Source organism: Pseudogulbenkiania sp. NH8B (assembly GCF_000283535.1).
GTDB lineage: Bacteria > Pseudomonadota > Gammaproteobacteria > Burkholderiales > Chromobacteriaceae > Pseudogulbenkiania > Pseudogulbenkiania ferrooxidans.
Window position 1 is genome coordinate 2,156,108 of record NC_016002.1, and the last position, 25,429, is coordinate 2,181,536.

A 25,429-nucleotide genomic window follows, 5' to 3' on the forward strand; every position below is an offset into this window, starting at 1 on the left:
GCTCCCCGCCGCCATGCCTTGCACGGGTGCGGGGCACGCCCGTACGGGCGTTGTCGACGTTGCTGGTCCCCAATGAGAAGGCGGCGCTGTCAGACGAGTTCGGTGGCGCCCTCCGTGGCGGCGGCTTTGTCCCGATGCCGGCCCGGCGGCTCGGCGAGATCCAGCGCGGCGGCGTGGTCGCGGTAGAAGGCTTGCCCGGCACGGTAGCCGACGTCGAACAGCAATTCGAGGTTGGAGCTCGTCCAGTCCATCACCTGCGGCCAGTGCTCGTCAGGAATGCCGCCCATCAGGTCCACTTTAAGCAGCTGACGTTTGGGCTGGCCGGTGGCAGGGTCGATGTTGTGCTTGTATTCGAACAGACGGATGTCGTCCTTGGCGATTTCCACCAACGGCGTGATGATCGAGTGCACCCAGGCGTCGTAGAGCCCGCGCGGTTTGCGGATCAGCTTGTCGGCACCGAGGATGTCGAACACCACCAGCGTGTCGATGTCGCAGTGCTTGCCGGGTGAAGCCGGGTCGTCGTTCACCAGTGCCTTGAAATTGAGCGTATCGATGGCGGCGCCTTCAATGTAATCCTCGCCATCCAGCGTGTAGGGCGGGTAGATCAGCGGGAAGGAGAAGGCCGCCTTGAGGTGCTCCGGTGTGATCTCATCCTTGCCCCAGATGACCATCTTCTCGCGGTTCATGTTATAGGCATTGATGTAGAACTCGGGCGCTACGGCGGCGATGGCGTCGAAGTCGACGACCTGCTCGGCAAACGGCAGGTGAGCGCACAGGCCCAGGCTCGATGGCGACAGGTTGCTGGGCGACATCGTGGCGAGACCGAGCTTGACCCAGTCTGAAAACAGCCCGCTGCCAAACGGCGAGCTGGGGTCGAAGAACGGGGCGGTGAAGGGGTTGCGGGCGAGCCAGTCGCGATACGCGGCGGCTTCGGCACCCGGTTTCATGAAGACCTTGTAATTGACCGGCAGCATGCCGTAGATCGGGTCCGAGACGCCAATTTGCGCCCACTGCCGCAATGCTTCTATGGGATCGCCGGCCTTGGGGGCGGCATAGAGCAAGCCCATCAGCGCGCCGGCCCCTGAGGTGGAAATCACGTCGAACTCCACCCCATGCTCCAGGAAGGCAACCAAAGCTCCCGCCATCAGCGTGGAATTGGGGGCGCCACCGCCTATCAGCAGGGCTTTCTTGTGCTTCTTTATCACTGCCTTTTCTGCCATGGTCATTCTCCAGACGAACATCGCCATATCATAATAAAAACCAAATGTAATTGCCGATCGAATTTTTACCGGTTGTCGGGTTACGAATGCAAGGCAATATCTCGTGAAGTCTGCACGATCATTATGAAAATTGATTGATCTCGACGCGTGTCGGAAACCTTCCGGCAACGACACTGACGGGTGGGCACAACACCTTGCGAGGGGCCACCTCCCGCAGAGTCTTCCTCGGCCGACGCCGTGGTACACAGGCGCGTCGCGATTGGGTATGCTGTTACCGTTCGGTGACAAAATTGCCGGGCTGGCGGGCCGCACCTACCGCAATACAACAAGGGTGCCCAATAACCACACGTTATGGAGCAGATACCGTGAGCATTTTTGAATTGCCCGATTTCGACGGGCATGAGCAGGTCGTTTTCGCCTCCGATTCCCAATCCGGTCTCAAAGCCATCATCGCCATCCACAACACGCACCGTGGTCCGGCCATGGGCGGCTGTCGCATGTGGGCCTATCCCGACAGCACCGCCGCCGCGACCGATGCGCTGCGCCTGGCGCGTGGCATGACCTACAAGAACGCCATGGCTGGCCTGCCCATCGGTGGTGGCAAGGCGGTCATCATCGGCGACGCCCGCACCAGCAAATCGCCCGAACTGTTCCGTGCCCTGGGCCGCGCCATCGACCAGTTGGGCGGTCGCTACATCACGGCAGAGGACGTGGGCACCAGCCCGGCCGACATGACCTTCGTGCGTGAGCAGACCCGCTACGTGGCCGGCCTGTCGGGCGATCTGGGCGGTACCGGCGATCCGTCGCCGGCAACGGCGCTGGGCGTGTTCGTGGGTATCGAAGCCGCGGTACGCCATCGCCTCGGCGTCGATTCGGTTAATGGCCTGACGGTGGCCGTGCAAGGGCTTGGGCATGTCGGGTATGATCTCGCCCGTCGCCTGCACGAGGCGGGAGCCCGGCTGATCGTGGCCGACATCGACCGTGCCAACGGCGAGCGTGCCGCGGCAGAATTCGGCGCCCGCATCGTGGCTCCCGACGAGATCGTCGACGCCCAGGCTGACGTGTTCGCCCCCTGCGCCCTGGGCGCGGTGTTGAACCGACAGACCCTGCCACGGCTCAAATGCTCCGTCGTCGCCGGCGCGGCCAACAATCAGCTCGCCACCGATGACATCGGCGAAATGCTGCGCGATGCCGGCGTGCTGTATGCCCCGGATTACGTCATCAACGCCGGCGGCATCATCAAGGTCTGCGCCGAGTACCTGCAAGAACCGGTGGATAGTGTGGAAGACCGTGTGCGCGCCATCTCCGGGACGCTGGACGAAGTGTTCCAGATGGCCGAGCGCGACGGTGTCGCCACCAGCCGCGCCGCGGACACGCTGGCGCGTGCACGCTTCGCCTGAAGGCACTGCGTCTTGCGCGGAGCGGTTACGCCGCTCCGTGTCGGTAAATACGCCGCCTTCCCTCGAGGAAGGCGGCGTTTTCGATCGATCCGGCGACAACCAAACAACAACGAAATGATACCCGTCGGGCGACGACGGCCATGATGACGCAACAAAGGGTAGGGCAACGATGATAGGCATGTTCGATTCCGGCCTGGGCGGACTCTCGGTGTGGCGCGAGCTGACCCGGCTGCTGCCGCAGGAGCCGGTGATCTACCTCGCCGACCGCGCCTACTGCCCTTATGGCGGCCGCAGCCACGAGGATATTCTGGCCCGGTCGGAAAAAATCACCCGCTACCTGGTCGGCCAGGGAGCCAGGCTGATCGTCATCGCCTGCAATACGGCCACCAGCGCCGCCGCACGTGAATTGCGCCGACGCCACCCCGAGCTGCCCATCGTCGGCATGGAGCCGGCGGTCAAGCCGGCGGCCCTGCACTCGCGCAGCGGGCAGATCGCCGTGCTGGCGACCCGCGCCACCTTGAAGGGTGACAAGTTCCTGGAGCTGAAGGCGCAGTACGACGACAGTGTCGACATACTGCCGCTACCGGGCGATGGCTTCGTCGAACTGGTCGAGAATGGCGACCTCGCCAGCGAACAGGCGCAACGCGTGGTGGAGCGTCAGTTGCAGCCCCTGCGGGCGCACACCGTCGATCAGGTGGTGCTGGGCTGCACTCATTACCCATTTCTCTCCCCCCTGATCGAGCGGGCGCTACCGGCTGGCGTCAAGCTGATCGATCCGGCGCGGGCGGTAAGCCTGCAGGCCGAACGTCTGTTGCAGCGGCACGGCCTCTCCAGCCCCCCGGGCACCGTGCCGGCCCATCGTTTCGTCACCACCGGTGAAGCACCCGGCATGCGCCATTTTCTGCGTCAGGTCCTGGGGCATCACGCCGAGGTGGATACGGTGGACCTCGATCGCATCGCCGCCCGTTGAGGCCGTTTATAAAAACGACCAGCGCGTCCCCAGCAGTTTCAGCAGGTCGTTTTTTCTCAGGTGCCCCAGCAGCTCGCCCTGAGCCCCGACCACCGGCAGCCGCTCGCCGTGGTGGGTGGTCATCAATTCCAGGCTTTCGGCCAGGCTCATGTCGGCGCTGACGCGGGGAAAATCCAGACGTATCAGCGCGTCGGGAATTCGGCGGTCCGGATCGCTTTCCTGTCGTTGAAGAGCATGAAACTCGTGGATCGGCACCGCCCCCATGAAGCCCCGCCGGGAATCGGTGATGTAGACATGCTGCCAGCGCCAGTGGGCAAAGGTATCCGCCAGTTGCCGCAGGCTGGCGGGGTAGGGAAGATGCGGCGTGTTCTTCTGCACGATGTCGAGCACGGCATGTCGGTCCTTTTCGCCCTTGGGCAGGGCATGGGCGTAAATCGAGCGGCAACCGAGCAGGCGGACGGTCAGATGCGCGGTGGCTACCGCCAGCATCAGCGGTACGACAGCGCCGGGCGTGCGGGTCATCTCAAGAAGCATGATGATGGCCATGAGCGGGGCCTGGGTGGCGGCGGCCAAGAAGGCCCCCATGCCGGCCACCACCCACAAGGGACCGGCCGGCTGGCCGGTCAGCCCGGTTATCGCATGACCGCACACGGCGCCCAGAACGGCGCCGACGAACAGGGTCGGCGTAAAGATGCCCCCCACCGCCCCCGAGCCGGTGGCGGCCGCGGTGGCCAGCAGCTTGCAGGTCAGCACGCCCAGCAGCAAACCGAGCGGCCAGGCGGTGTGCAGCAGCTGGCCGACGGTGCTGTAGCCATTGCCCCATACGTGGGGCGTGAGCAGCGACAAGCCGCCGACGAAGGCCCCTCCCAGTCCCAGCTTGAGCCATAGCGGCAGCGGCAGTTGGCCGAAGATGGCCTTGCTCCGATGCAACAAGCGCTGAAAACCTGGCGTGAGCAGGCCGGCAACGATGCCCAGCAGCGCGACCCCTAACCCGCTGCTGTCTCCCTGCGCGGTCAGCGGGGGCAGTTGATAGATAGCGGCGTCGGCAAACAGGCAGGCGCTGGTCAGCTGCGCGCCGGCGGCCGCCAGCAACAAGGGGCCCAGTGTTTCGATGGTGACCGAGCGCAGAATGATTTCACTAACGAACAACGCACCGGCAACAGGTGTGTTGTAGGCCGCACTGACGCCGGCGGCGGCACCGCAGGCCAGCAGCAGGCGGCGGTGGGCGGTGCCGAGCCGGGCCAGCGCAGCCGGCAGGCTACCGGCCAGGGCAGCCAGCTGGATCATCGAACCTTCCCGTCCGATCGAGCTGCCCGAGACAATGGACATGGCCGACGAGGCCGCGCGCAGCAGCGTGGCACGCAGTGAGAGCCGGCCATCGCCCAAAGCAATGCTTTCCATGTAGTCGGAAGTATGCTGCCGAATCTGCGGGAGCTGTTGCAGGATCCACCCCGCCGCGATGCCTCCGATGACGGGCGTCAGCACGCGCAGCCCGGGAGAGAGCGCGCCGGCCACTTGCACCGGACCACCGTTGTCGCCGAATAGCCAGCGGCTCGCGCCATCGAGCAGCAGGCGGAAACCGTGAGTGGCCAAGGCGCCCAGGCAACCGGTGAGGGATGCCGCCGCCAGTAGCAGCGGCAGCCCGAACGGGGAGGAACGATGCGGAGTCATGCCCGGCTTACTTGAGCTGCAGCGCCTTCTTGACGGCCGCCAGGCCGTCTCCACCCTGAGTGGTCTGCACGCCGGCCAGCCAGCTCGCCAGAAGCTCCGGCGATTGCTTCAACGCCGCCCTGGCCGCGACCTTGGCATCCTGCTTCTTGTCGAGGATGTCGCTGATGATGCGGTTTTCCAGGTCGACGTTGAACTTCATCTGGGTGAACAGCTTGCCGGCATTGGGGCACTGGCTGGCAAAGCCCTTGCGCGTCACCGTATGCACGCTGGCGCTGCCGTAGTTGGGGCCGAAGTAAGCGTCGCCACCGGCCAGGTAGTTCAGCTTGAACTTGGTGTTCATGGCGTGCGGTTCCCAGGCGAGGAACACCACGAAATCCTTGGCGGCGACCTTGCGGGTGACCTGGCTCAGCATGCCGGCCTCGCTGGATTCCACCAGCTGCCAGTCACCCAGGTTGAAGTCCTTGGCCTTGATCATGTTCTGGATGTTGCGGTTGGCTGGGGCTCCCGCTTCGATGCCATAGATCTTGTGCCCGAACCGATCGGCATGTTTCTGCAGGTCGGCAAAGCTCTTCACCCCCGCCGCGGCGACGTAGGAGGGTACGGCCAGGGTGAATTTCGCCTGATCGAGGTTGCTTTGCAGCGATACGATCGAGCCATCCTGGAGCGGTCCTTCCACCATCGGTTTCTGGGCCGGCATCCAGTTGCCGAGAAATACGTCGGCCTGGCCCATCTGAAGGCCGCGATAGATGATCGGAACCGACAGCGTGTCGGCTTTCTGGTGATAACCCAGCGCCTCCAGCACGATGCCGGCAATGGCGTTGGTGGCCGAGATGTCCGCCCAGCCCGGTTCGGGCATGCGGATGGTGGTGCAGGACTCGGGATCGGCAGCCCAGGCGGCGTGGCCGGCGCTCAGTGCCAACAGCGCGCATGACAGGGTAAACGTGTGTGTGTAACGCATGGTACCTGCTCCTTCGTTTGGGCGATGGGATTCAACCACCGTGTCCGTGAACTTTGGGGAAGCGCGCCATTGCTTCGAGCGTGTCGAGCTCGATGTGGTTGCGCATGTATTTCTGGCTGGCATCCTGGAAGGGTTGGAAGTCCCACGCCTTGCGTTGCCCCATCGTTTGCGCCTCGTAGTGGAAGCGCCGGCGTTGCTGGCTGGCCAAAACTTCCTGATGCAGCGCGGGCAGGTCCCAGCGTTCGGCCACCTCCCGGCGCAGGGCGTGCATGCGGTCGGCCTGGCTCGGGTCGTCCGCCAGATTGTTTCGTTCCAGCGGATCAACGCGCAGATCGTACAACTGGTCCGGATCGACTGGGCTGTGGATGTACTTCAAGCCGCCACGCCGAATCATCACGAGCGGGGCGATGGCGCCTTCGCCGAGGTATTCGCCGATGACTTCATCGTGCCCGCCTTGCCCGGCGAGATGAGGCCACAGGCTGCGCCCGTCGAGGGGTTCTGGAGGGGCGGGACTGTCGCCGTCATGCGCGAGGTCCACCAGCGTGGGCAATATGTCGGCCAGCGAGACCGAGGCGCCGACACGGCCGGCAGGGAAGCGTGCCGGTGCACTGACAATCAGCGGCACGCGGGCAGCGCCCTCGAAGAAATTCATCTTGTACCAGAGTCCGCGCTCTCCCAGCATGTCACCATGATCCGCCAGCAGGATGATGATGGTGTCGTCGGCCTGGCCGGTCTGCTGCAGGGCGTCCAACACCGCGCCGATCTGGTCGTCCACGAAGGAGACCGCGCCGTAATAGGCATGCCGGGCATTGCGAATCTGCTCGTCGCTGAGCGGGGTGCTGTCCATATCGCTGACATGGCGCAGCCGCAGGCTGTGTGGGTCGGCCTCCACGTCAGCCGCCGTGACCTTGGGCATGTCGATCTCGTCGTGCCGGTAGCGGTCCCAGTAGCGCTGCGGGATGGCGTACGGATCGTGCGGGTGGGTCAGCGAGACCACCATGCAGAACGGACGCGGGTCGTTGCCGCGGGCGAGGTCGAACAGCTTCTGCCGCGCGGCGAACACCACTTCCTCGTCGAAATCGAGCTGGTTGGTCCGCACGCAGACGCCGGCATCGATCACCGAGCCCATATTGTGATACCAGCTGGGACGCACTTCGGGCTGCGTCCAGTCCGGCGTCCAGCCGAAGTCGGCAGGGTAGATGTCGGTGGTCAGGCGTTCTTCGAAACCGTGCAGCTGGTCGGCGCCACAGAAATGCATTTTCCCGGAGAGGATGGTGTGGTAGCCGGCATGGCGCAGGTAGTGGCCGAAGGTCAGGACTTCCGATGGCAATTCCGACGCATTGTCGTAGCCGTGGATGCGCGAGGGAAGCTTGCCGGACATGAATACGTAGCGGGCGGGTGCGCACAGCGGGCTGTTGGTATAGGCCGAATCGAACACCACCCCGGAGTGGGCCAGTTTGTCGATGTTGGGGGTTTGGCAGACGGTATTGCCGTAGGCAGCCAAAGCGCCCGGCGTCAATTGGTCGGCCATCAGAATCAGGATGTTGGGTTTCTTGCTCACGACTTGCTCTCTTGTCATTGGCTTGGCTTATGCTTGGAAACAATGTAGCGTCTGATAACAACCGTGTGAACGCTATAAAATGATATGAAGGCATAAGAAAACGATATGGCAAAACCATCCCGGCTTCCGGCCTTGCACACCTTGCTCTATTTCGAAGCGGCCGCGCGCCACCTCAACTTCACGGCGGCGGCGGCCGAGCTTGGTAGTACCCAGCCGACGGTCAGCTTGCGTGTGGGTCAATTGGAGAGCGAACTCGGCGTCCCCTTGTTCACGCGGCGCCATCGCGGAGTGAGCCTGACGGCGGACGGGGCGCGTCTCTTCGAAGCGGTGCGTCAGGGGCTGGAGCTGATCGGGGAAGTGACCGGGGAGATACTGGCGCGCCGGCGCCAGCCCTTGCTCACCCTGGCAACCGACTTCGGTTTTGCCGCCTATTGGTTGATGCCGCGCTTGCCTGCGCTAAGAGAGGAGATGCCGGAGCTGGAAGTCAGGATCATCACCTCGCAGCAGGCGATCGACCTGCGCGACGAGGTAATCGATGTCGCCATTGCCTTCGGCGAAGGGCACTGGCCGGGCTGCGTGGCCGAGAAGCTGCTGCCGGAAAGTGTCGTGCCCGTGTGCAGCCCGTCCTTCCTCGCGGCGTCGGGCTGGCGGCGCGAGACGATTCCCTGGGCCGAGGTGCCCTTGCTTCACCTGGAGCGTCCCACCCCGGCACGGTGGATGGACTGGCCCGACTGGTTCCAGCGGCATCGGCTGCCCGATCATCATCCCGGGCACGACCTGACCTTCAACAATTATCCCTTGGTGCTTCAGGCCGCCATGAGCGGACAGGGCGTGGCCTTGGGCTGGCTGCCGCTGGTGCAGGATCTGCTGGCAGGTGGACAACTGGTCAGTCTGGTCGATGCGCCGATCACGACGCCGCGCGGCTATTTTTTGGTGCTGCGGGAGTCGACCCGATTGACGGGCGTAATTGGGCGTTTCCGACGCTGGGCGCGTGAGGTGTGCGCGAATGGGGCTCAGGAACAGGCTGGGCCGGGCGGTACATCCGCATAGGGTGACGACAAGGGGGCAGGCGGAGAGCTGGCTCGCGAAACCGGGCGGAGCCGTTGGCCTGGTCGACACGCCACATGAAAACGGCCCGGCAACCGTCTTCGGGTGCCGGGCGTTGGGGCTATCCGCTCGGGCGATCAGACCTTCCAGTCGTCATCGGCCTGCAGTGCTTCGAGTACGATCCCGCTCAATTCGGCACCGTCGCCTTGCTGCAGGTACTGCTGCAGTTCGCGGCGCATGCGCGGTTCCCAGAAGCGTTTGATGTGTTGCGAAATGCCCGCGAGGGCTTCCTGGTGATCCGGCATGGCCTCGAAGAAGCTGCCGATCTGGTTGGCCATGCGGGTCAGGTGATGTGTATCCATGGTGCGTTCTCGGTTTCAATCGGAGGAGCGTGGGAGCGGGGCGGCGATACGTTCGGCATGGCTGTAGGCGACCCAGCGCTCGGGGCGGGCAAAGCCGATCAGGCACAGGCCGGACTGTTGGGCAAGGTCCACCGCGAGCCGGGTCGGGGCCGAAATCGCCACCAGGGTGGAGAAGCCGGCGGTCACGGTTTTCTGCACCATTTCCATGCTGGCGCGACTGGTGACCACCATGAAGCCATCGCGCTCGGCGGGCTGCGAGGCCAAGGCCGCACCGATCAGTTTGTCGAGGGCGTTGTGGCGGCCGACGTCTTCACGCAGCAAACGCAGCTCGCCGCTGTCGTCGCACCAGGCGGCGGCGTGCGTCGCCCCGGTAACCTGCTGCAGCGCCTGATGCCGGCGCAACCCGGTCAGGGCAAGCCGCACCGCCTCGGCATCCAGCGTTCGCGGCTGCGCCAGAGGCCGCAAGGGACGAATGGCGCGCGCCAGGCTTTCGGTCCCGCATAGCCCGCAGCCGGTACGGCCGGTGAGGTTGCGGCGCATTTCCTTGAGCCGGGCGAAGCAGCCGGCGGCAATCTCGAGCTTGACCGTGATGCCGTCGCAGCCCGTCTCGACCTGGATGTCGAACACTTCTTTCGGCGTGTCGACGATGCCCTCGCTGAGGGCAAAACCCAGCGCGAAGTCTTCCAGGTCGAGCGGAGTCGCCAGCATCACCGCGTGCGAGATGCCGTTGAACTCCAGCGCCACCGGAATTTCTTCGGCCAAGGTGTCGAGGCTGTCGGCCACCACCCCGTTTTGCCAGGTTTGCACCTGACGGGTGGTGGCGCCGCTGGGGCTAGGAGAGGACTCGGGCGCCCCCATCATGCCTTGCCTTCTCCAGCCTGCTCGAGCAGTTCGAGCTGGGTCTGGTTGAAGCGCTGGTAGCTTTGCTGCCACTCGGACGGCTGCGTTACCGGCAGCACCTGCACCGCGGTGACCTTGTATTCCGGACAGTTGGTGGCCCAGTCCGAATTGTCGGTGGTAATCACGTTGGCGCCGGATTCCGGGAAGTGGAAGGTGGTGTACACCACGCCCGGCTGCATGCGCTCGCTGACCTTGGCGTGCAGCACGGTCTCGCCGGCACGGCTGGTCACCGCCACGCTGTCGCCATCCTTGATGCCGCGCTCCTCGGCGTCGTGCGGATGAATCTCCAGCACGTCTTCCGGATGCCACATGCTGTTGGCGGTGCGGCGGGTCTGGGCACCGACGTTGTACTGCGACAGGATGCGGCCGGTGGTGAGGATCAGCGGGAAGCGCCGGTTCACCTTTTCATCGGTGGCGATGTACTGGGTGACGAAGAACTTGCCCTTGCCGCGCACGAAACCGTCGATGTGCATGGTCGGGGTGCCATCCGGCGCGTCGTCGTTGCACGGCCACTGCACGCTGCCGTGCTTGTCGATCTTCTCGTAGCTGACACCGGCAAAGCTCGGTGTCAGACGGGCGATCTCGTCCATGATCTGTGACGGATGGGTGTAGTCCATCTTCAGGCCCAGGGCGTTGGCCAAGAGCTGGGTGACTTCCCAGTCGGCGTACTTGGCCAAGGGTTTCATCACCTGGCGCACGCGCGAGATGCGGCGCTCGGCGTTGGTGAAGGTGCCGTCCTTTTCCAGGAACGAGGAGCCTGGCAGGAACACGTGGGCGTACTTGGCGGTTTCGTTAAGGAAGATGTCCTGCACCACGATGCATTCCATCGCCGACAGCGCGGCGGTGACGTGCTGGGTGTTCGGGTCGGACTGCACGATGTCCTCGCCTTCGCAGTAGAGGCCCATGAAGCTGCCCGAGAGCGCGGCGTCGAACATATTGGGGATGCGCAGGCCCGGCTCCGGGTCCAGCGTCACGCCCCAGGCGTCTTCGAACAGGTGGCGCGTGGCGTCGTCGGAAATGTGGCGGTAGCCCGGCAGTTCGTGCGGGAAGGAGCCCATGTCGCACGAGCCCTGCACGTTGTTCTGGCCGCGCAGCGGGTTGACGCCGACGCCTTCACGGCCGATGTTGCCGGTGGCCATCGCCAGGTTGGCGATGCCGATCACCATGGTGGAACCCTGGCTGTGCTCGGTGACGCCCAGGCCGTAGTAGATCGCCGCGTTGCCGCCGGTGGCGTACAGCCGCGCGGCGCCGCGTACCAGCTCGGCCGGCACGCCGGTGATCTCGGCGGTGGCTTCCGGCGAGTTTTCCGGCTTGGCGACGAAGTCTTTCCAGTCGTGGAAGGATTTCTCTTCGCAGCGTTCGGCGATGAAGTCGTCGGCCAGCAGCCCTTCGGTGACGATGACGTGCGCCAGCGCGGTGATCATCGCCACGTTGGTGCCGGGTTTCAGCGGCAGGTGGTAGTCGGCCTGGATGTGCGGGCTGTTGATCAGATCGATCTGGCGCGGGTCGATCACGATCAATTTGGCGCCCTCGCGCAGGCGCTTTTTCATGCGCGAGCCGAACACCGGGTGGGCGTCGGTGGGGTTGGCGCCGATCACCAGGACCACGTCGGTCTGTTCGATCGACTTGAAGGTCTGGGTGCCGGCCGAGGTGCCGTAGGTCTGGCCCAGGCCGTAGCCGGTGGGCGAGTGGCAGACGCGGGCACAGGTGTCGACGTTGTTATTGCCGAAGCCGGCGCGGATCAACTTCTGCACCAGGTAGGTTTCTTCGTTGGTGCAGCGGCTGGAGGTGATGCCGCCGATGGAATCCTTGCCGTACTTGGCCTGCAGGCGCTTGAACTCGCTGGCGGCGTAGGCGATGGCCTCGTCCCAGCTCACTTCGCGCCACGGGTCGGTGATCTTGCTGCGGATCATCGGCTTGGTGATGCGGTCCGGGTGGGTGGCGTAGCCCCAGGCGAAGCGGCCCTTGACGCAGGCGTGACCCTCGTTGGCCTTGCCGTCCTTCCACGGCGTCATGCGCACTACCTGGTTGCCCTTCATCTCGGCCTTGAAACCGCAACCGACGCCGCAGTAGGCGCAGGTGGTGATCTTGCTGTGTTCCGGCTGGCCGAACTGGATGTGGTGTTGCGGGAGTATTGGCACAGGGCTGTATCGGTGGGATGAGCCGGGATGAACTGGGCTAAACCGGGATGTGATAAGGCTTTCAGCCGAGATGTCGTCGACTGACCACGATTTTGTGTTTAACGCTCAACAAAGACAAAGCCGCGAAGTTTCGCGGCTTTTTTGTCACTCAATCAGGTAAAGGGATGGCTATACCTGTCGCCCGTACCAGACGACGCGCCCGATGATGGCGAAGTCGTCCGTCGGCTTGTTCAGATCGACCTCGAAAGGTTCGTAAGCCTCGTTGGCACTCAGAACTTTCAGTCTCCCACCGGGGATGCGCTGTACCCGCTTCACAATCAGGTCGCCGTCCAAGCGTAGTACGTATAGGCCTGTGCCTGGTTCATTGTCGGTGTGATTCACCAGGATCGCGTCGCGGTCGTTTAGCACCCCTTCCATGGAGTCTCCCTTGACCGATAGCACCGACAAATCCTTGGGGTCGGCGCGCAGGTAGTGCTCGACCCAATATCGGCGGAAAGCCATTGAGAACACAGGCTTCTCACCATCAGTGGCCGAGCCGTGAGCTGCTGCAGCCTTCAGATTGAAGTGCGGGATAAAAACGAAGTCTTCCAGGCTGACTGGATTTCCCAGGGTGTCCTGGCAGATACATGGAGAAGGCTCTCTCTGCGGGGAGGGAGCTGCTACCTCGGCCTCTCCCTTGCGCATGGGGCCTTCGCCAAATAAGAGCCAATCAGCAGATATGCCGTAGTGCCGAGCAAAAATGGACAGTTTGGTAGCGTCCGGCTCCCGTTCCCCTGCCTCCCAGGCCTGGAATGTAGAAAGAGATACCCCAACTACGCTAGATGACTCATTTCTAGGTACGCCAAGCTCTTCTCTGGCCTCCCGAATGCGCCCACCAAGAGCGGACCTGCTACTTTCAGGTTTGTCTTGCAAACCTGAAAGCGATTTCGACTCGCCGATACCTGTTTTAAGGTTCGTCATAAGCACCTGAAAACAATATGTATTTTCAGGTATGTTGTTATTTTCAAACACAACAAACCTGAAAATAAGTTGAAAACCACTTGAGGCAGCCTGTTTTCAGGTATGATGCGTTCACCTAATCAGTGCAAAGGATTAAGGAATGAACACATCGCACGCCCCAAAAAAATCCGCCGAGGATTGGCACCGGGCGGACATCGTGGCGGCCCTGCATAAGCAAGGCTGGTCATTGCGGGAGCTGTCACGGCAAAGCGGGTTGAGTGCGGGGGCACTGAACAACGCGCTGGACCGTCCTTGGCCGAAAGCGGAACGCATTATTGCTGCCGCTATCGGTGAAGCACCCGAGACCATCTGGCCGAGCCGCTACGAACGGCGCCATTTTAAACCGGCTTTCCCATCCGTATCCCCAGTATCTGCAAATTGCCCAATCGTCATGGGTTAAAGCGTAGACCTGGACGCGACAGCGTACCAGAGCTGCGTTTCCCAATAAGAGGAAACACGTGATGAGAAAACGCCATTGGAAGTCGGTGCACCCCAGCAGTCTGAGCGAGGCATTCGAGCTGTGCATCGAATTTGCCGCCGAGCATCGCCGCCCGGTCAAGGTGCTGGCCGACCTGATGGGGGTCGAGGTGAAGACCCTGTACCGCTGGCAGGCGGAAACCTCCATGCCGCTGAACCGGGTGCGTCAATTCGAGACGTTCTGCGGGGTGTCGTATGTGAGCGAGTACCTGTGCCTGGCTCACGGCAACAAGGTGGTCATTGAGATTCCCACCGGCAAGAAGGCCTGCGTGGCTGAAGTCGCCCAGATACAAGCCCATGCCGCCACGGCCATGGCACTGCTGGCGCGGTTTTACGTTGATGGGCTGGACGCAGAAGAAACCCTGTCGGCCATGACCAGCGCCTTGTCCGAATTCGCCTACCACCGCCAGAACGTGATGAAGGCCGGCGAGCCGGAATTGGAACTGTTCGGGGAACGCCATGAGCCAGCCCACGGTTAAAACCCATTACAGCGCCGCCGAGTTGGCCGCGATGAAGCTGCCCGGCTTGCCCGGCACGATTCAGGGCATCGGTCTACGGGCCAAGGCCGAATCGTGGAACAGCCGTCGCAAAGCGGGCCGGGGCGGTGGCTTCGAATACGCCCTGACCAGCCTGCCGGCCGCCGTCCAGGAGGCCATCCGCACCCAGGTGGCGCGGCAACTGGTGGCCTCGTTGCCGACCGTCATCGACAAACCGGGCAATGCACCGGTGCTGCGTGAACAGCAGCTGGCCCTGCCGCTGACCACCGAGCAACAGACCGTGGAAGCCGCCCGCCTGGGTGTGCTGGCTCATATCGACAAGCTGGTGGCCGGCTGCGGACTGACCAAGGAACGTGCGATGCAGCACCTGTTGGCCAGCGTGGCCACCGGTACGGCCGACCCGCTGATCGTCGCCATGCTGCGCCGTGCCGGGGACAAGCGGGGCCGCAAGGGGGCAGGGGAGCTGCCCGCGATCCGCACCTTGAAGCGCTGGTTTGCTTTACGAGATGCCAAGCATCTGGCCCCACAAGTGCCGCAGCCGGACTTCACCATTCCTTGGTGGGCGCGGGATTTTCTCGGCTACTGGCAGCAGCCGCAGAAACCCTCGGTCGAGCTGGCATACCGGTTGTTTTGCGAGGAGATGCAGGCGAGGGGGGCTGACATGGGGCTGGAACGCATCCTGCCCAGCGTGCACGTGGTGCGGCGCTTCCTTAAAAAGCTCGGCACGGTGAGCCGGGAGCGGGGCCGCATGGAAAGCCGCGACCTGAAGCGCCTGCAGCCGTTTGTCCGGCGCGACTTCGGCGATCTGCTGCCAAACGATGTCTGGTCGGCCGATGGCCACTGTTTTGACGCCGAGGTGCAGCACCCGATTACAGGGCGACCGTTCCGCCCGGAGATCACCAGCATCGTCGACATCGCCACCCGGCGCGTGGTGGGGTGGTCGATCGATCTGGCCGAATCGGGGCTGGCGGTACTGGACGCGTTGCGCATGGCCGAAGAGCAGGCCGGCATGGGGGCGATCTTCTATGTCGACAACGGCAGCGGCTACGTCAACGCCATGATGAAAGACGAAGGCGTCGGCCTGATGGGGCGCATTGGGCTGACCATGCTGCACTCCATCGCCTACAACTCGCAGGCTCGGGGCGTCATCGAGCGCCTGCACCAGACGCTGTGGGTGAACGCCGCCAAGAGGCTGCCGAGCTACATGGGCGCCGACATGGACGCCCAGGCCCGCCAACGCCAGTTCAAGATCACCCGCGCTGCGCTGACCAAGAACGGCAACGCCAAGCGGATGCCGCTGATCGGCTGGGACGACTTCCTGCCGTTCTGCCGAGAGCGCGTGGCCGAGTACAACGCCCGGCCGCACGCCAGCCTGAAGGGGCTGAGTCCGGATCAGGCGTGGCAGGGCTTCGTTGCCAAGGGCTGGCAGGCCGAGCGACTGGAGAGCGCCACCCTGGAGGCCCTGTTCCGGCCGCGCATGGAGCGCACGGTACAGCGTGCCGAGGTCCGGCTGTTCAACAACCAGTATTTCAACGAGGCGCTTGCCGAGCTGCATGGCGAAACGGTGCACGTGGCCTACGACATCCACGATCCACACCGGGTGTGGGTGTACCTGACCGAAGGCCGCTTTGTCTGCACGGCCGAGTGGAACGCCAACCGCAGCAGCTATGTGCCGACCAGTGCCAAAACGGCCGCGCAGGAGAAACGCGCCGCCGCCCAACTGCGCAACCTGGACAAAAAACGTGACGTGATCGAACAGGAGCGGGGTGGCCGACCGGCGCTGACGGTGATCGACAGCCCGGTGGTGATGCCGGGCATTTCCGGGCGAGACATCGTGGGTGCCTTCGAGCGCCTGGCCGAACCGGAGGTGCCGTTAATTCACCGAGAACCGGTGCGGACGATTAACGCGGCCAGTGGCGATACCGAAGGGTTTGTTGTGCCACCGGCGCCGGAGCTGCGCATTCGGGTGTGGCACGAGCTGAGCACGTTGGCCGAAGCCGGCGGGCTGCTGACCGAGAAGGAAACCAAGTGGCTGGCGAGCTATGCCAAGAGCCACGAATTCCGGGTGATGAGCCAGAAATACGCCGAAGCGGACCAGGCCTCGGCGTGATGTGAAACGTGTGATTCAAGGGGATTGTTAACGATGTTCGACCATAGCGTCAATCGCATTGCCCCCATCGCCAACCTCGATCTGGTGGCGGTGGTGATGGAGAAGCTGGTGCACCGGCAGGATGGCTTGCCCGGACTGGCGGTGTATTACGGCCCGTCCGGCTGGGGCAAGACTACTGCCACGGTAGCGGTGGCCAACCGCAGCCGCGCCTATTACGTGCAGATGCGCTCTTCCTGGACGCGCAAGGACCTGCTGGAAAAAATCCTGTTCGAGATGGGCATCAAACCGGCGGGCCGTACCACCCTGCTGCTGGACCAGATCTGCGAGCAACTGGCCGCCAGCCGGCGCCCGCTGATTCTCGACGAGTTCGACTACGCCGCCGATAAGCACGCGATGGTCGAGTTGGTGCGCGACATCTACGAGGGCAGCCAATCCAGCCTGCTGTTGGTCGGCGAGGAGTTGCTGCCGAACAAGCTGAAGAAGTACGAGCGTTTTCATGGGCGGGTGCTGTCCTGGGTGCCGGCGGCGCCGGTCAATCTGGACGACGTCCGCAAGCTGGCGGCGATCTACTGCCCGGAGGTGGCGCTGGCGGACGACCTGCTCAACCACCTGGTGGCCCTCAGCCACGGCTCGGTGCGACGCGTCTCGGTGAACCTGGTCAACGTCCACGACGCTGCCCTGATCGAAGGTTGGGACAGCGTGGATCGCGCCCAGTGGGGCGAGCGTGCCTTGTATACCGGCGACGCGCCGAAGCGTCGCGCCATGGCATGAGGGGCAGGGCATGATCGACCGCAAACGCCCCAAACGTCAGCCGGCAAACATGGAGATGGTGGGCGGCAAGGGGAGTCGTCAACGTACCTGGGAAGCTGTCCGCAAGCTTCGGGACGACTTTACCGCCTACCAGGTCGCCAGGGTGGCCAAGGCCGACGACGAGACTGTGCTGACCTATCTGCGCTCGCTGGACAAAGGTGGCTTCATTACCTGCCTGACGCCAGCCGATGCCCCCTTGGCCACCGTGAAGCGCTACAGCCTGACCCGGGATAACGGTATCGAGGCCCCCCGGCTGACCAAGGACGGCAAGGTGGTGAAACAAGGGCTGGGTACGGAGGCCATGTGGCGAGTGATGCGCATCATCGGCGACTTCACCTGCCGCGAACTGGCGGCTCATGCCAGTACGTCGGAGGTGAAGGTCAGCGAGGACTCCGCCAACAGCTATATCCGTGCCCTCAAGCTGGCGGGTTATCTGGTGGTGACGGCGGAGGCCAAGACCCGAGGGATCGGGGAGGGTAGAACCTTGGCCCGCTACCGCCTGGCGCCCGGCCGCTACACCGGCCCCCGCCCGCCGATGATCCAGCGCACCAAGAACGTCTACGACCCGAACCTGGGCAAGGTGGTGTGGCAGCAGGAGATCGACCATGACGACCTCTGAACCGCGCTGGCTGGAGTTGCTGCGCGCCGAGGCGGAGCGCACCAGCATCGCCGCCATTGCCGGCCGGCTGGGCTACAGCCGCACCAGCATCAGCCTGGTGTTGGCTGGCAAGTACCCGGTGGCGCCCGACCGCATCGCCCGGGCTGCGATTGCCTTGCTGGACGTGGTCGAGTGCCCGCATGCCGGGCAGACCCTACCGCTGGCAGAGTGCCGGAGCGTCGCTCTCGGCGCGGCGCCAACACACCACCCGATGAAGCTGGGCCACTGGCGCGCCTGCCAGCGCTGCCCAAACCGACCGCAAGGGGACTGAGATGCAGATGCAATCGATCGCTGAGCGAATCAAAGATTCGCACGCCGTTCAACCAAAGCGCCCGCCGTTCAACGCCCTGATGCTGGCCGCCACCTTCAAGGCCGCGGCCGCCATCGAGGCACTGAGCCAGAGCGGCCTCACCGTGGTGAAGGTCGAGCTTGAAACGCCGGCCCGGCCGACCATCCGCATCCAGACCTGCGGTCAGTGCCGACGCCTGATCGAAAGCGGCGATGCGGTGTACTTCAGCTACGGCCAGATGGATCACTTCGGGCCGTACCGCGAGGGGCAGTTTCAGCTGGGTGGCTGCCGCATCGTGTGGACCGAGTTTGGACATTGAAGAAGAAGGGGAGAGCCATGAGCAATCAACAACGCATCGATTACCGCGCACTGCGCAAGAGCAAGGACCTCAACCAGCAGGATTTCTGGGGGCCGGTTTACGTGACCCAGTCCGGCGGCAGCCGCTACGAAAGCGGCCGCGACGCCCCCGAGCCGGTGGCCGAACTGGTCCGGCTGTATCACGAGCTGGGCATCGATACCCGCCTGATCACGCCGGAGAACGCCCCGCTGATTCGCGCCGTCCTCGACAACGGGATGAAGGTCGCCAGGCATGACGACCGCGCCGACTGAACTGGACCCTGACACCAGGAGTCGGCTCGCCGACGAGGTGGAGCGGCTGGTGCGGATGGGGATGGACCGGAAGAAGGCGCGCCGCGTGGTGTGGGACGACTACCTGGACGAACGGGCCGCCGATGTCACCCCGCCTCCCGAGCCCGAACCCGTCCAGGTGGCGCCCCCGGTGACCGCGCCGTCACCCGCGACGCGGCGACCGATCCCGGAGGCGCAGGCCGAGCAGTTTTTCACCCCCGAGCGGCTGCAACGAAACCGGGGCGAGCTGGCCAGGATTAAACAACTTGTTGGATTAAGGAACCGGAAAACATGAAGACAGACCAAACCCTCCCCGCCGGCTACTGGCGCGACGCCAAGGGCCGGCTGGTGCCGCCGGAGCTGGTGGCCCCCCTCGACCAACTGCGCGACCAGACCGTGCGCCAGCTGGTGGACAAGGCCCTCGCGTTGCAGACGCAGCTGCAGGCCTTCAAGGGCACCGCCTTCGCCGACGTGGCGGCGATGGTCGCCACCAGTGCCGAGCAATACGGTGTGGCCTTGGGTGGCGAGAAAGGCAACGTCGTGCTGACCAGCTACGACGGCACGCTCAAGGTGGTGCGCGCCTACCAGGACCGCATCAGCTTTGACGAGCGCATCAAGGCGGTGAAGGCCCTGATCGACGCGTGCCTGGAGGACTGGACCGCCGACGCCGTGCCGGAGCTGAAAGCCCTGGTCACCCGCGCCTTCGAGTCGGATCGGGGCGGCGACCTGCGGGTACAGCGCATTCTGGAGCTGCGCCGGCTGGAGATCGCCGACGAGCGCTGGAAGCGGGCCATGCAGGCCCTGGACGACGCCATCAAGGTCGACGGTACGGCCGGCTATATCCGGCTCTACCAACGCGGTGGCGCCAACGAGCAATGGCAACCGATTTGTCTTGATCTGGCCGCCGTGTAAGCCCGACACGCCACCCCATTACCCTCGCACGCCATCAACTTTTTTATCAGCAAGGAGCAAAGCATGACCAAACAAGAACTGATCGCCACTCTGGCCGCCAAGGCCGACGCCACCAAGGCCGACACCCTGCGCTTCATCGACGCGCTGGAGCGCACCATCCACGAAGAACTGGGCAACGGCGGCGAGATCACCCTGGCCAGCACCGGCAAGTTCAAGGTGAAGGTGACCAAGGAGCGCAACGGCCGCAACCCGAAAACCGGTGAAACCGTGCTGATCCCGGCCAAGCGCAAAGTGACCTTCACCCCCTCCAAGGCACTGAAAGAGGCCATCGCCTAAACCGACGCGACCGTTCAGAACCCGGTGTCGAGCCGGCCGCCGTTAACCCGGCCGGCTCCGCAACGTGTTTTAACCCGCCATGCAGCCGTGAGTGGCCAGCCTCCGACCAACCCAACTGGAGGTGCGCCGTCCTCTGAACCCGGCTTGGCCACTCACGGGTGCATGGACTCAAGGAGACGATTCGATGACTGACCGCCGCCGCGCCATGATCGGCAAGCTGCACGTCGCCCGGCAGCAGATCGGCATGGCCGAGGAGGATTACCGCGCCATGCTGGCCCGGGTGGGCGAGGGCAAGACCAGCAGCACGACGCTCACCCTGCCGCAGCTGGACCGTGCCCTGGCCGAGATGAAGCGCCTGGGCTTTGTGCCAAAACCCCCGCAAAAAGCCGGCAAGCGTCCCACGCCGACCGACGAGCGGGAACGTTACATGGCCAAGGTCGAGGCGCTACTGGCCGACGCCGGCCGGCCGTGGGAGTACGCCGACGCCACGGCCAAACGCATGTACCAGATAGACAAGGTGGCCTGGCTGGACCTCGCCCAGCTGCGCAGCCTGATGGTGGCACTGGAAATCGAGGCACGCCGCCACGGCAGAGGAACCGAACCATGGGAAAAATGAACGAAGAGGCCATCGCGCGCGCTCAGCACCTGCTCCCGGAGAACGCCCGCGAGCTGGTGCGGCTGATCGGGCTGAACCTGACCATGAAGTTGGTCGACCTGCTGGGCGGGACGCATTTCCCGATCCCCAAAACCGCCAAGCAGGAGGGGCAGTATTTCGCGGCCCTGGCCGAGGTGGTGGGCGTGGAGGCCGCCAAGGTGCTGATCCGCCAGTACGGCAACACCCGCCTGTACGTGCCCAAGTGCGCGGCGGCGCTGCGGGCGCTACGCGACGCCAACATCCGCGCCGATTACGACCGTCACTGCCGCGAGCTGGGGCACAACGCTACCGTCAATCATATCCTGGTGCCCAAGTACCGCCTCTGTGACCGCCGCCTCGAAAAAATACTGAGCAAGGTCGACGAGCTGCTGCCGGAAGCGGCAGCCCAGGGGCAACTCTTCTAGTCCCTCTCCACCGCGACCATCCCACACCCCGCCATCCGGCGGGGTGCTGCTTTACCGAACCCTTTCCCGGTCCGTTCCCGCCCCATCGCTCTCTACGATAGCCCCCATGTTTTCAGCATGAGGAGGCGTGATGCCCCGTTCCATCGATCTGATCGTCATTCACTGCGCTGCCAGCCCCAACGGCAAGCAGCTGGCCAAGAATGACGGCCACCAGACGGCCGCCGGAATCATCGACGTCTGGCACAGCACACGCGGTTTCCGTCGTCAGCCGGCCGCCGTCACCCGGTTCAACCCCCATCTCAAGAGCATCGGCTATCACTTCGTGCTGGACTGCGACGGTCGCAAGAGCACCGGGCGCGGGCTGGACGAGATCGGCGCCCATGCTCTGGGCCATAACACCCACTCCATCGGCCTCTGCCTGGCCGGGACCGACCGTTTTACCCGCGCCCAGTGGGACGCTCTGCACAGCCTGGTGAAGGCGCTGCGCGCCAAATTTCCGGCCGTCCGTGTCGTGGGCCACCGCGACCTGTCACCCGACACGGACGGGGATGGCACGGTGGAGCCCTCCGAGTGGCTAAAAACCTGCCCCGGCTTCAACGTCGCCGACTGGCTCAAGGGCGGCATGCAGCCCTTGGCGGGTCACCTGGTGGAGTAAGGCATGCACCTCTCCGACCTCGTCACCAACCCCGCCACCGGCCGCCTGTCGCACACCAAGCTGTGGGCCAACGTGGCCTGCGCCTCGGCCACCGGCCTGTTCGTCTACCAGGGCGTCCAGGGCACGCTCGGGGCCGACGTCTGGCTGACCTACCTGGGCACGCTGGGCTGCTACTCCGCCGCCCGTAGCTGGATTGCTACCCGGCGCACCAAGGGAGCTTCCGATGCTTGATCTCAACATCAAACCGCTGCTGATCGGTACCGCTCTTGGCGGTGTGCTGCTGACTGGCTACGGAATCGGCCGCTGGCAGAGTGATCTGAGCCACGAGGCCGTGATCGCCAACCTGCGCGCCAGCCATGAGCAGGATCTGCGGCACCTCTCCGACGCCAAGGCGGCCGAGCTGGGCCAGGCCTTGACCGAGCAGCAGCGCCTGACCGACCACGCCAACCAGCTGGGCTGGGAGCTGATCCAGACCCGCGCCCAACTCACCGGCATTCAACATCAACTCAAGCAAAGGATTGCCGATGCGGTCCGCTCCGATGGTCCCCGTTTTACTGGCCTTGGCCCTGTCAGCCTGCGGCTCTACGCCGCCAACCTCGGCTACCGCACCCCGGGTGATCCAGGTGTGCCCGCAGCCGACCCCGGAAATGCGGCAAAAGCCGATCAAGCCCGCGCCGCCGGTACCGGGCTATCACCGGCCGACCTCCTAGCCCATTCAGCCGATTACGGCACGTGGTGCCTGCAGCTGGAGAGCCAGCTGGACACCTGGATCAGCCTCTATGCCAAGGAGTCGTCATGACGACGGAGGGAGTACGCATCAACGCCCAGGGCGACCTGCTGGGCGAGCTGGACGTGACCAGCACGCGGCTGGCCGCACAGATCAACCAGATCGCGCCCTTGGGCGGCAACGCCGAGTGTGCCAAAGAGGCCGCCAAGCGGCTGGCCGAAGCCCTGTTCTGGGTGGAACGCGCCACGGGGGAATTCGATGGATCGATTTGATCGCGAGAGCGCCGACGAGCGCCGCAAGGAGGGACTGTGACGATTACCGTCGATTTCTGGTACCTGGTCGGGCTGCTGCTCGGCTTCCTGGGCTTTGTCTTCACCTTTGGCCGGCTGCTGCTGAGCCAGATCGACCAGCGCATCACCGCCTCGATCAAGGCACTGGCCGAGGCCGAGAAACACACCTCGGACCGTGTGGCCGGCCTGGAACGCGACCTGATGGCGATGCGCGCCGAGCTGCCGTCGCGCTACGTCATGCGCGAGGACTACATCCGGGGCCAGAGCCTGATCGAGGCCAAGCTGGACGCTCTCTATAGCCGCAGTGAAGCGATGAAGAACGACCTGATCAACAAGCTGGAAGCCATCTGGAAGGACAAACCATGAGCGTCGATCTGCAGAAAATCCGCCGAGAGAACATGCGCTGGCAGATCCTGCTGGTGTTGAACAACGCCCGCCCGGTCGGTGCCTACGAGGAAGTCATCCTGTCGGTGGTGCAGGCGCTGTACCCGGATGCCACCGCGCACGAGGTGCGCCTGCAACTCGACTACCTGGCCGACCGCCAGCTGGTGAAGCTGGAGCGCGAGCCCGGCGGACGCTGGTTCGCCGACCTGACCCGCCTGGGTGTGGACATCGCGGAATACACCGTGGACTGCCAGCCCGGCATCGCCCGGCCCGAGAAGTACTGGAGCGCCTGATGCCGCCGCGCTCCAAAGTCGCTCAACTCCCACCCGAGGTGAAGGCTTGGCTCGATACCGCCCTGGTCGAAAGCAATTTCAGCGGTTACCAAGAGCTAGAACAGGCTTTGGCCGAGCGGGGGTACAAGGTCAGCCGCTCAGCACTGAACCGCTATGGCCAGGAGTTCGAAGACAAGCTGGCCGCGTTGCGGCAGTCGTCCGAGCAGGCCCGTGCCGTGGTCCAGGCGGCGCCGGATGAGGAAGGATCGGTCAACGAGGCGTTGATGCGCCTGGTTCAAGACCATCTGTTCAAGCTGCTGATGAGCCAGGACGACAAATATGACCTGTCCAAGGTGGCCAAGGCCGTGGCCGAATTGGGCCGGGCCAGCGTGGTGCAGAAGAAGTGGCAGTCGGAGGTCCGCGCCCGTGCCGAGGCGGCCGCCGCCTCGGTCGAGAAAATCGCCCGCAAGGGCGGGCTGTCGGCCGACTCGGTGGCACAGCTGCGCCGCGAGATCCTGGGGATCGCCGGATGAGCGCCGTTCCCGCCCAGCTCCCCGACACCGCGCTGTCGCCCATCCCGGCCGCGCTGATGGGCTACCAGCAGCGCTGGGTGGCCGACACCTCGCCACTCAAGGTCATTGAGAAGTCGCGCCGCACCGGCCTCACCTGGGGCGAGGCCGCCGACAACGTGCTGACCGCCGCCGCCAGCCGCACCGCCGGGGGACAGAACGTCTACTACATCGCGTACAACCAGGACATGACCATCGAGTACGTCCAGGCGGCCGCGATGTGGGCGCGGGTGTTCAACTACGCCGCCTCCGAGATCGAGGAGGGGCTGTGGGAGGACGACGAGGACGACAAGCACATCAAGACCTTCACCATCCGTTTCCCCGGTTCGGGCTTCCGCATCGTCGCGCTGACCAGCCGGCCGTCCAACCTGCGTGGCCGCCAGGGCACCATCGTGATCGACGAGGCGGCGTTCCATGACCAGCTGGATGAGCTGCTCAAGGCCGCCCTGGCCATGCTGATCTGGGGCGGCCGGGTGCGCGTCATCTCCACCCACAACGGCGACGACAACCCATTCAACGACCTGATCAAGGACATCCGCGCCGGCAAGCGCAAGGGCACCGTGCATCGCGTCACCTTCCAGGAGGCGGTGGCCGACGGCCTGTACCGCCGCGTCTGCCTGCGCCTGGGCAAGGACTGGTCGGCCGAGGACGAGGCCGAATGGATGGCCGGGGTGTACGCCTTCTACGGCGACGGCGCCGAGGAGGAGCTGGACTGCGTGCCGGCCAACTCGGGCGGGGCCTGGCTGTCGCGTGCCCTGATCGAATCGCGCATGTCGCCCGACACCCCGGTGCTGCGCTGGGAGTGCAAGCCGGGCTACGAGCTGCAGCCCGACCCGCTGCGCGCCGCCGACTGCCAGGAGTGGCTGGAGGCCACGCTGGCGCCCGAGCTGGCCAAGCTGCCGGCCGGTGCCCGCTCGTTCAACGGCGAGGACTTCGCCCGCTCCGGCGACCTCACCGTGCATGTCCCGCTGATCGAGCAGCCAAACCTGACCCGCCGCGTGCCGTTCGTGGTCGAGCTGCGCAACGTGCCGTTCCGGCAGCAGGAACAGATCGCCTTCTACCTGCTGGACGGCCTGCCGCGTTTTGCCGGGGGCGCGTTCGATGCCCGGGGCAACGGCCAGTTCCTGGCCGAATTCGCCCTGCAGCGCTACGGCGAGGACCGTATCCGCCAGGTGATGCTGACGGAAAGCTGGTACCGCGAGCACATGCCGCCGCTGAAGGCGGCGTTCGAGGACGGCGACCTGCAGAACCTGCCCCAGGACGCCGACGTGCTGGCCGATCTGCGCGCCGTCAAGATCGTCGGTGGCGTGCCCCGCGTGCCGGAGACCCGCAGCAAGGGCAGTGGCGAGGACAAGGGCAAACGCCACGGTGACGTCGCCGTGGCGCTGGCGCTGGCCTGGTTCGCCAGCCGCGAAATCGACGCCCAGCCCCTGGCTACTCGGGGCTACAAGGGGATCAGCCGGAACGGCTTCGCCGGCTCCACCCGCTTCGGCCGGGGTACCTGGTAACACCACAAGAAAGGCAACAC

General features: G+C 64.6%; 32 protein-coding genes. 24 read left to right on the top strand and 8 right to left on the bottom strand.

Going from position 1 to position 25,429, the window contains the following annotated elements:
• Positions 1-89 precede the first annotated feature (89 nt).
• Complete coding sequence (locus tag NH8B_RS09940; RefSeq protein ID WP_014087205.1) at positions 90-1,220, bottom strand: patatin-like phospholipase family protein; 1,131 nt, start codon at positions 1,218-1,220, stop codon at positions 90-92.
• A gap of 365 nt (positions 1,221-1,585) precedes the next feature.
• Here NH8B_RS09940 and NH8B_RS09945 point away from each other — a divergent pair, with 365 nt between their 5' ends.
• Together NH8B_RS09945 and murI are read left to right on the top strand one after the other, a co-directional pair.
• Entirely contained in the window at positions 1,586-2,620 is a 1,035-nt protein-coding gene (locus NH8B_RS09945) for a Glu/Leu/Phe/Val family dehydrogenase (protein WP_014087206.1), read from the top strand.
• A 178-nt stretch (positions 2,621-2,798) separates the two neighbouring features.
• On the top strand, positions 2,799-3,590 hold the full coding sequence (murI, locus tag NH8B_RS09950) for a glutamate racemase (protein WP_014087207.1): 792 nt from the start codon (positions 2,799-2,801) through the stop codon (positions 3,588-3,590).
• Between the two features lie 6 nt (positions 3,591-3,596).
• Here the strand turns inward: murI and NH8B_RS09955 are convergent, their stop codons facing one another.
• Genes NH8B_RS09955 through betC form a run of 3 tightly spaced genes read right to left on the bottom strand, consistent with a single transcriptional unit; the run spans position 3,597 to position 7,780 of the window.
• Positions 3,597-5,261: a ClcB-like voltage-gated chloride channel protein gene (locus tag NH8B_RS09955; RefSeq protein WP_014087208.1), complete on the bottom strand. Its 1,665-nt coding sequence runs from the start codon at positions 5,259-5,261 to the stop codon at positions 3,597-3,599.
• Between the two features lie 7 nt (positions 5,262-5,268).
• Positions 5,269-6,219, bottom strand: coding sequence for a choline ABC transporter substrate-binding protein (gene choX, locus NH8B_RS09960; RefSeq protein ID WP_014087209.1), 951 nt, complete (start codon positions 6,217-6,219; stop codon positions 5,269-5,271).
• Between the two features lie 31 nt (positions 6,220-6,250).
• Positions 6,251-7,780 (bottom strand): choline-sulfatase, encoded by a 1,530-nt coding sequence (betC, locus tag NH8B_RS09965; protein ID WP_014087210.1) that lies wholly within the window; start codon positions 7,778-7,780, stop codon positions 6,251-6,253.
• 105 nt (positions 7,781-7,885) lie between these two features.
• Between betC and NH8B_RS09970 the strand changes: the two genes are divergently transcribed.
• Positions 7,886-8,830: a choline sulfate utilization transcriptional regulator gene (locus NH8B_RS09970; protein ID WP_014087211.1), complete on the top strand. Its 945-nt coding sequence runs from the start codon at positions 7,886-7,888 to the stop codon at positions 8,828-8,830.
• 134 nt (positions 8,831-8,964) lie between these two features.
• Here NH8B_RS09970 and NH8B_RS09975 read toward each other — a convergent pair whose 3' ends face one another.
• The 4 genes from NH8B_RS09975 to NH8B_RS09990 all read right to left on the bottom strand — a co-directional run bounded on the left by NH8B_RS09975 (position 8,965) and on the right by NH8B_RS09990 (position 13,241).
• The gene (locus NH8B_RS09975) at positions 8,965-9,189 is read right to left on the bottom strand and encodes a formate dehydrogenase subunit delta (RefSeq protein WP_014087212.1); all 225 of its coding nucleotides are present in this window, start codon (positions 9,187-9,189) and stop codon (positions 8,965-8,967) included.
• Between the two features lie 15 nt (positions 9,190-9,204).
• Positions 9,205-10,050, bottom strand: coding sequence for a formate dehydrogenase accessory sulfurtransferase FdhD (gene fdhD, locus NH8B_RS09980; protein WP_041702916.1), 846 nt, complete (start codon positions 10,048-10,050; stop codon positions 9,205-9,207).
• On the bottom strand, positions 10,047-12,230 hold the full coding sequence (fdhF, locus tag NH8B_RS09985; protein WP_014087214.1) for a formate dehydrogenase subunit alpha: 2,184 nt from the start codon (positions 12,228-12,230) through the stop codon (positions 10,047-10,049). The genes fdhD and fdhF overlap by 4 nt, the downstream gene beginning before the upstream one ends.
• A gap of 168 nt (positions 12,231-12,398) precedes the next feature.
• Positions 12,399-13,241 carry an XRE family transcriptional regulator gene (locus NH8B_RS09990; RefSeq protein ID WP_232503444.1) on the bottom strand — a complete coding sequence of 281 codons (843 nt, stop codon included), beginning with the start codon at positions 13,239-13,241 and terminating at the stop codon, positions 12,399-12,401.
• Between the two features lie 88 nt (positions 13,242-13,329).
• Between NH8B_RS09990 and NH8B_RS20475 the strand changes: the two genes are divergently transcribed.
• The 21 genes from NH8B_RS20475 (at position 13,330) to NH8B_RS10090 (ending at position 25,409) form a co-directional block, all read left to right on the top strand.
• The gene (locus NH8B_RS20475; protein ID WP_014086821.1) at positions 13,330-13,629 is read left to right on the top strand and encodes a helix-turn-helix domain-containing protein; all 300 of its coding nucleotides are present in this window, start codon (positions 13,330-13,332) and stop codon (positions 13,627-13,629) included.
• A 61-nt stretch (positions 13,630-13,690) separates the two neighbouring features.
• Positions 13,691-14,185, top strand: coding sequence for a hypothetical protein (locus NH8B_RS09995; RefSeq protein WP_014086822.1), 495 nt, complete (start codon positions 13,691-13,693; stop codon positions 14,183-14,185).
• Positions 14,166-16,313, top strand: coding sequence for a Mu transposase C-terminal domain-containing protein (locus tag NH8B_RS10000; RefSeq protein ID WP_014086823.1), 2,148 nt, complete (start codon positions 14,166-14,168; stop codon positions 16,311-16,313). The genes NH8B_RS09995 and NH8B_RS10000 overlap by 20 nt, the downstream gene beginning before the upstream one ends.
• Before the next feature lie 33 nt (positions 16,314-16,346).
• Positions 16,347-17,084 (top strand): AAA family ATPase, encoded by a 738-nt coding sequence (locus NH8B_RS10005; protein WP_014086824.1) that lies wholly within the window; start codon positions 16,347-16,349, stop codon positions 17,082-17,084.
• Between the two features lie 10 nt (positions 17,085-17,094).
• Positions 17,095-17,742: a hypothetical protein gene (locus NH8B_RS10010; protein ID WP_014086825.1), complete on the top strand. Its 648-nt coding sequence runs from the start codon at positions 17,095-17,097 to the stop codon at positions 17,740-17,742.
• Positions 17,729-18,052, top strand: a complete 324-nt coding sequence (locus NH8B_RS10015) for a helix-turn-helix domain-containing protein (RefSeq protein WP_014086826.1) — start codon at positions 17,729-17,731, stop codon at positions 18,050-18,052. Before NH8B_RS10010 ends, NH8B_RS10015 begins: the two co-directional genes overlap by 14 nt.
• Positions 18,053-18,059: 7 nt before the next feature.
• Positions 18,060-18,389, top strand: coding sequence for a hypothetical protein (locus NH8B_RS10020; protein ID WP_198408174.1), 330 nt, complete (start codon positions 18,060-18,062; stop codon positions 18,387-18,389).
• Positions 18,390-18,406: 17 nt separating this feature from the next.
• Positions 18,407-18,679, top strand: coding sequence for a helix-turn-helix domain-containing protein (locus NH8B_RS10025; protein ID WP_014086828.1), 273 nt, complete (start codon positions 18,407-18,409; stop codon positions 18,677-18,679).
• On the top strand, positions 18,660-18,992 hold the full coding sequence (locus NH8B_RS10030) for a hypothetical protein (protein WP_014086829.1): 333 nt from the start codon (positions 18,660-18,662) through the stop codon (positions 18,990-18,992). The genes NH8B_RS10025 and NH8B_RS10030 overlap by 20 nt, the downstream gene beginning before the upstream one ends.
• Positions 18,989-19,609 carry a DUF3164 family protein gene (locus NH8B_RS10035; RefSeq protein WP_014086830.1) on the top strand — a complete coding sequence of 207 codons (621 nt, stop codon included), beginning with the start codon at positions 18,989-18,991 and terminating at the stop codon, positions 19,607-19,609. The genes NH8B_RS10030 and NH8B_RS10035 overlap by 4 nt, the downstream gene beginning before the upstream one ends.
• A gap of 45 nt (positions 19,610-19,654) precedes the next feature.
• A complete protein-coding gene (locus NH8B_RS10040; RefSeq protein ID WP_255345185.1) occupies positions 19,655-19,945 on the top strand; it encodes an HU family DNA-binding protein in 291 nt (96 codons plus the stop codon).
• 184 nt (positions 19,946-20,129) lie between these two features.
• Positions 20,130-20,561 (top strand): gp16 family protein, encoded by a 432-nt coding sequence (locus NH8B_RS10045; RefSeq protein WP_014086832.1) that lies wholly within the window; start codon positions 20,130-20,132, stop codon positions 20,559-20,561.
• A complete protein-coding gene (locus NH8B_RS10050) occupies positions 20,549-21,004 on the top strand; it encodes a Mor transcription activator family protein (protein ID WP_014086833.1) in 456 nt (151 codons plus the stop codon). The genes NH8B_RS10045 and NH8B_RS10050 overlap by 13 nt, the downstream gene beginning before the upstream one ends.
• A 130-nt stretch (positions 21,005-21,134) precedes the next feature.
• Positions 21,135-21,659, top strand: coding sequence for an N-acetylmuramoyl-L-alanine amidase (locus NH8B_RS10055; RefSeq protein WP_014086834.1), 525 nt, complete (start codon positions 21,135-21,137; stop codon positions 21,657-21,659).
• 3 nt (positions 21,660-21,662) lie between these two features.
• Positions 21,663-21,890, top strand: coding sequence for a hypothetical protein (locus NH8B_RS10060; protein ID WP_014086835.1), 228 nt, complete (start codon positions 21,663-21,665; stop codon positions 21,888-21,890).
• The gene (locus tag NH8B_RS10065; RefSeq protein ID WP_014086836.1) at positions 21,883-22,458 is read left to right on the top strand and encodes a hypothetical protein; all 576 of its coding nucleotides are present in this window, start codon (positions 21,883-21,885) and stop codon (positions 22,456-22,458) included. The genes NH8B_RS10060 and NH8B_RS10065 overlap by 8 nt, the downstream gene beginning before the upstream one ends.
• Positions 22,455-22,658, top strand: a complete 204-nt coding sequence (locus NH8B_RS10070) for a hypothetical protein (protein WP_014086837.1) — start codon at positions 22,455-22,457, stop codon at positions 22,656-22,658. Before NH8B_RS10065 ends, NH8B_RS10070 begins: the two co-directional genes overlap by 4 nt.
• Positions 22,659-22,694: 36 nt before the next feature.
• Positions 22,695-23,042 (top strand): hypothetical protein, encoded by a 348-nt coding sequence (locus NH8B_RS10075; RefSeq protein ID WP_014086838.1) that lies wholly within the window; start codon positions 22,695-22,697, stop codon positions 23,040-23,042.
• Complete coding sequence (locus NH8B_RS10080; protein ID WP_014086839.1) at positions 23,039-23,353, top strand: hypothetical protein; 315 nt, start codon at positions 23,039-23,041, stop codon at positions 23,351-23,353. The genes NH8B_RS10075 and NH8B_RS10080 overlap by 4 nt, the downstream gene beginning before the upstream one ends.
• The gene (locus NH8B_RS10085; protein ID WP_014086840.1) at positions 23,353-23,865 is read left to right on the top strand and encodes a DUF3486 family protein; all 513 of its coding nucleotides are present in this window, start codon (positions 23,353-23,355) and stop codon (positions 23,863-23,865) included. Before NH8B_RS10080 ends, NH8B_RS10085 begins: the two co-directional genes overlap by 1 nt.
• Positions 23,862-25,409: a hypothetical protein gene (locus tag NH8B_RS10090; protein ID WP_014086841.1), complete on the top strand. Its 1,548-nt coding sequence runs from the start codon at positions 23,862-23,864 to the stop codon at positions 25,407-25,409. The genes NH8B_RS10085 and NH8B_RS10090 overlap by 4 nt, the downstream gene beginning before the upstream one ends.
• Positions 25,410-25,429 lie beyond the last annotated feature (20 nt).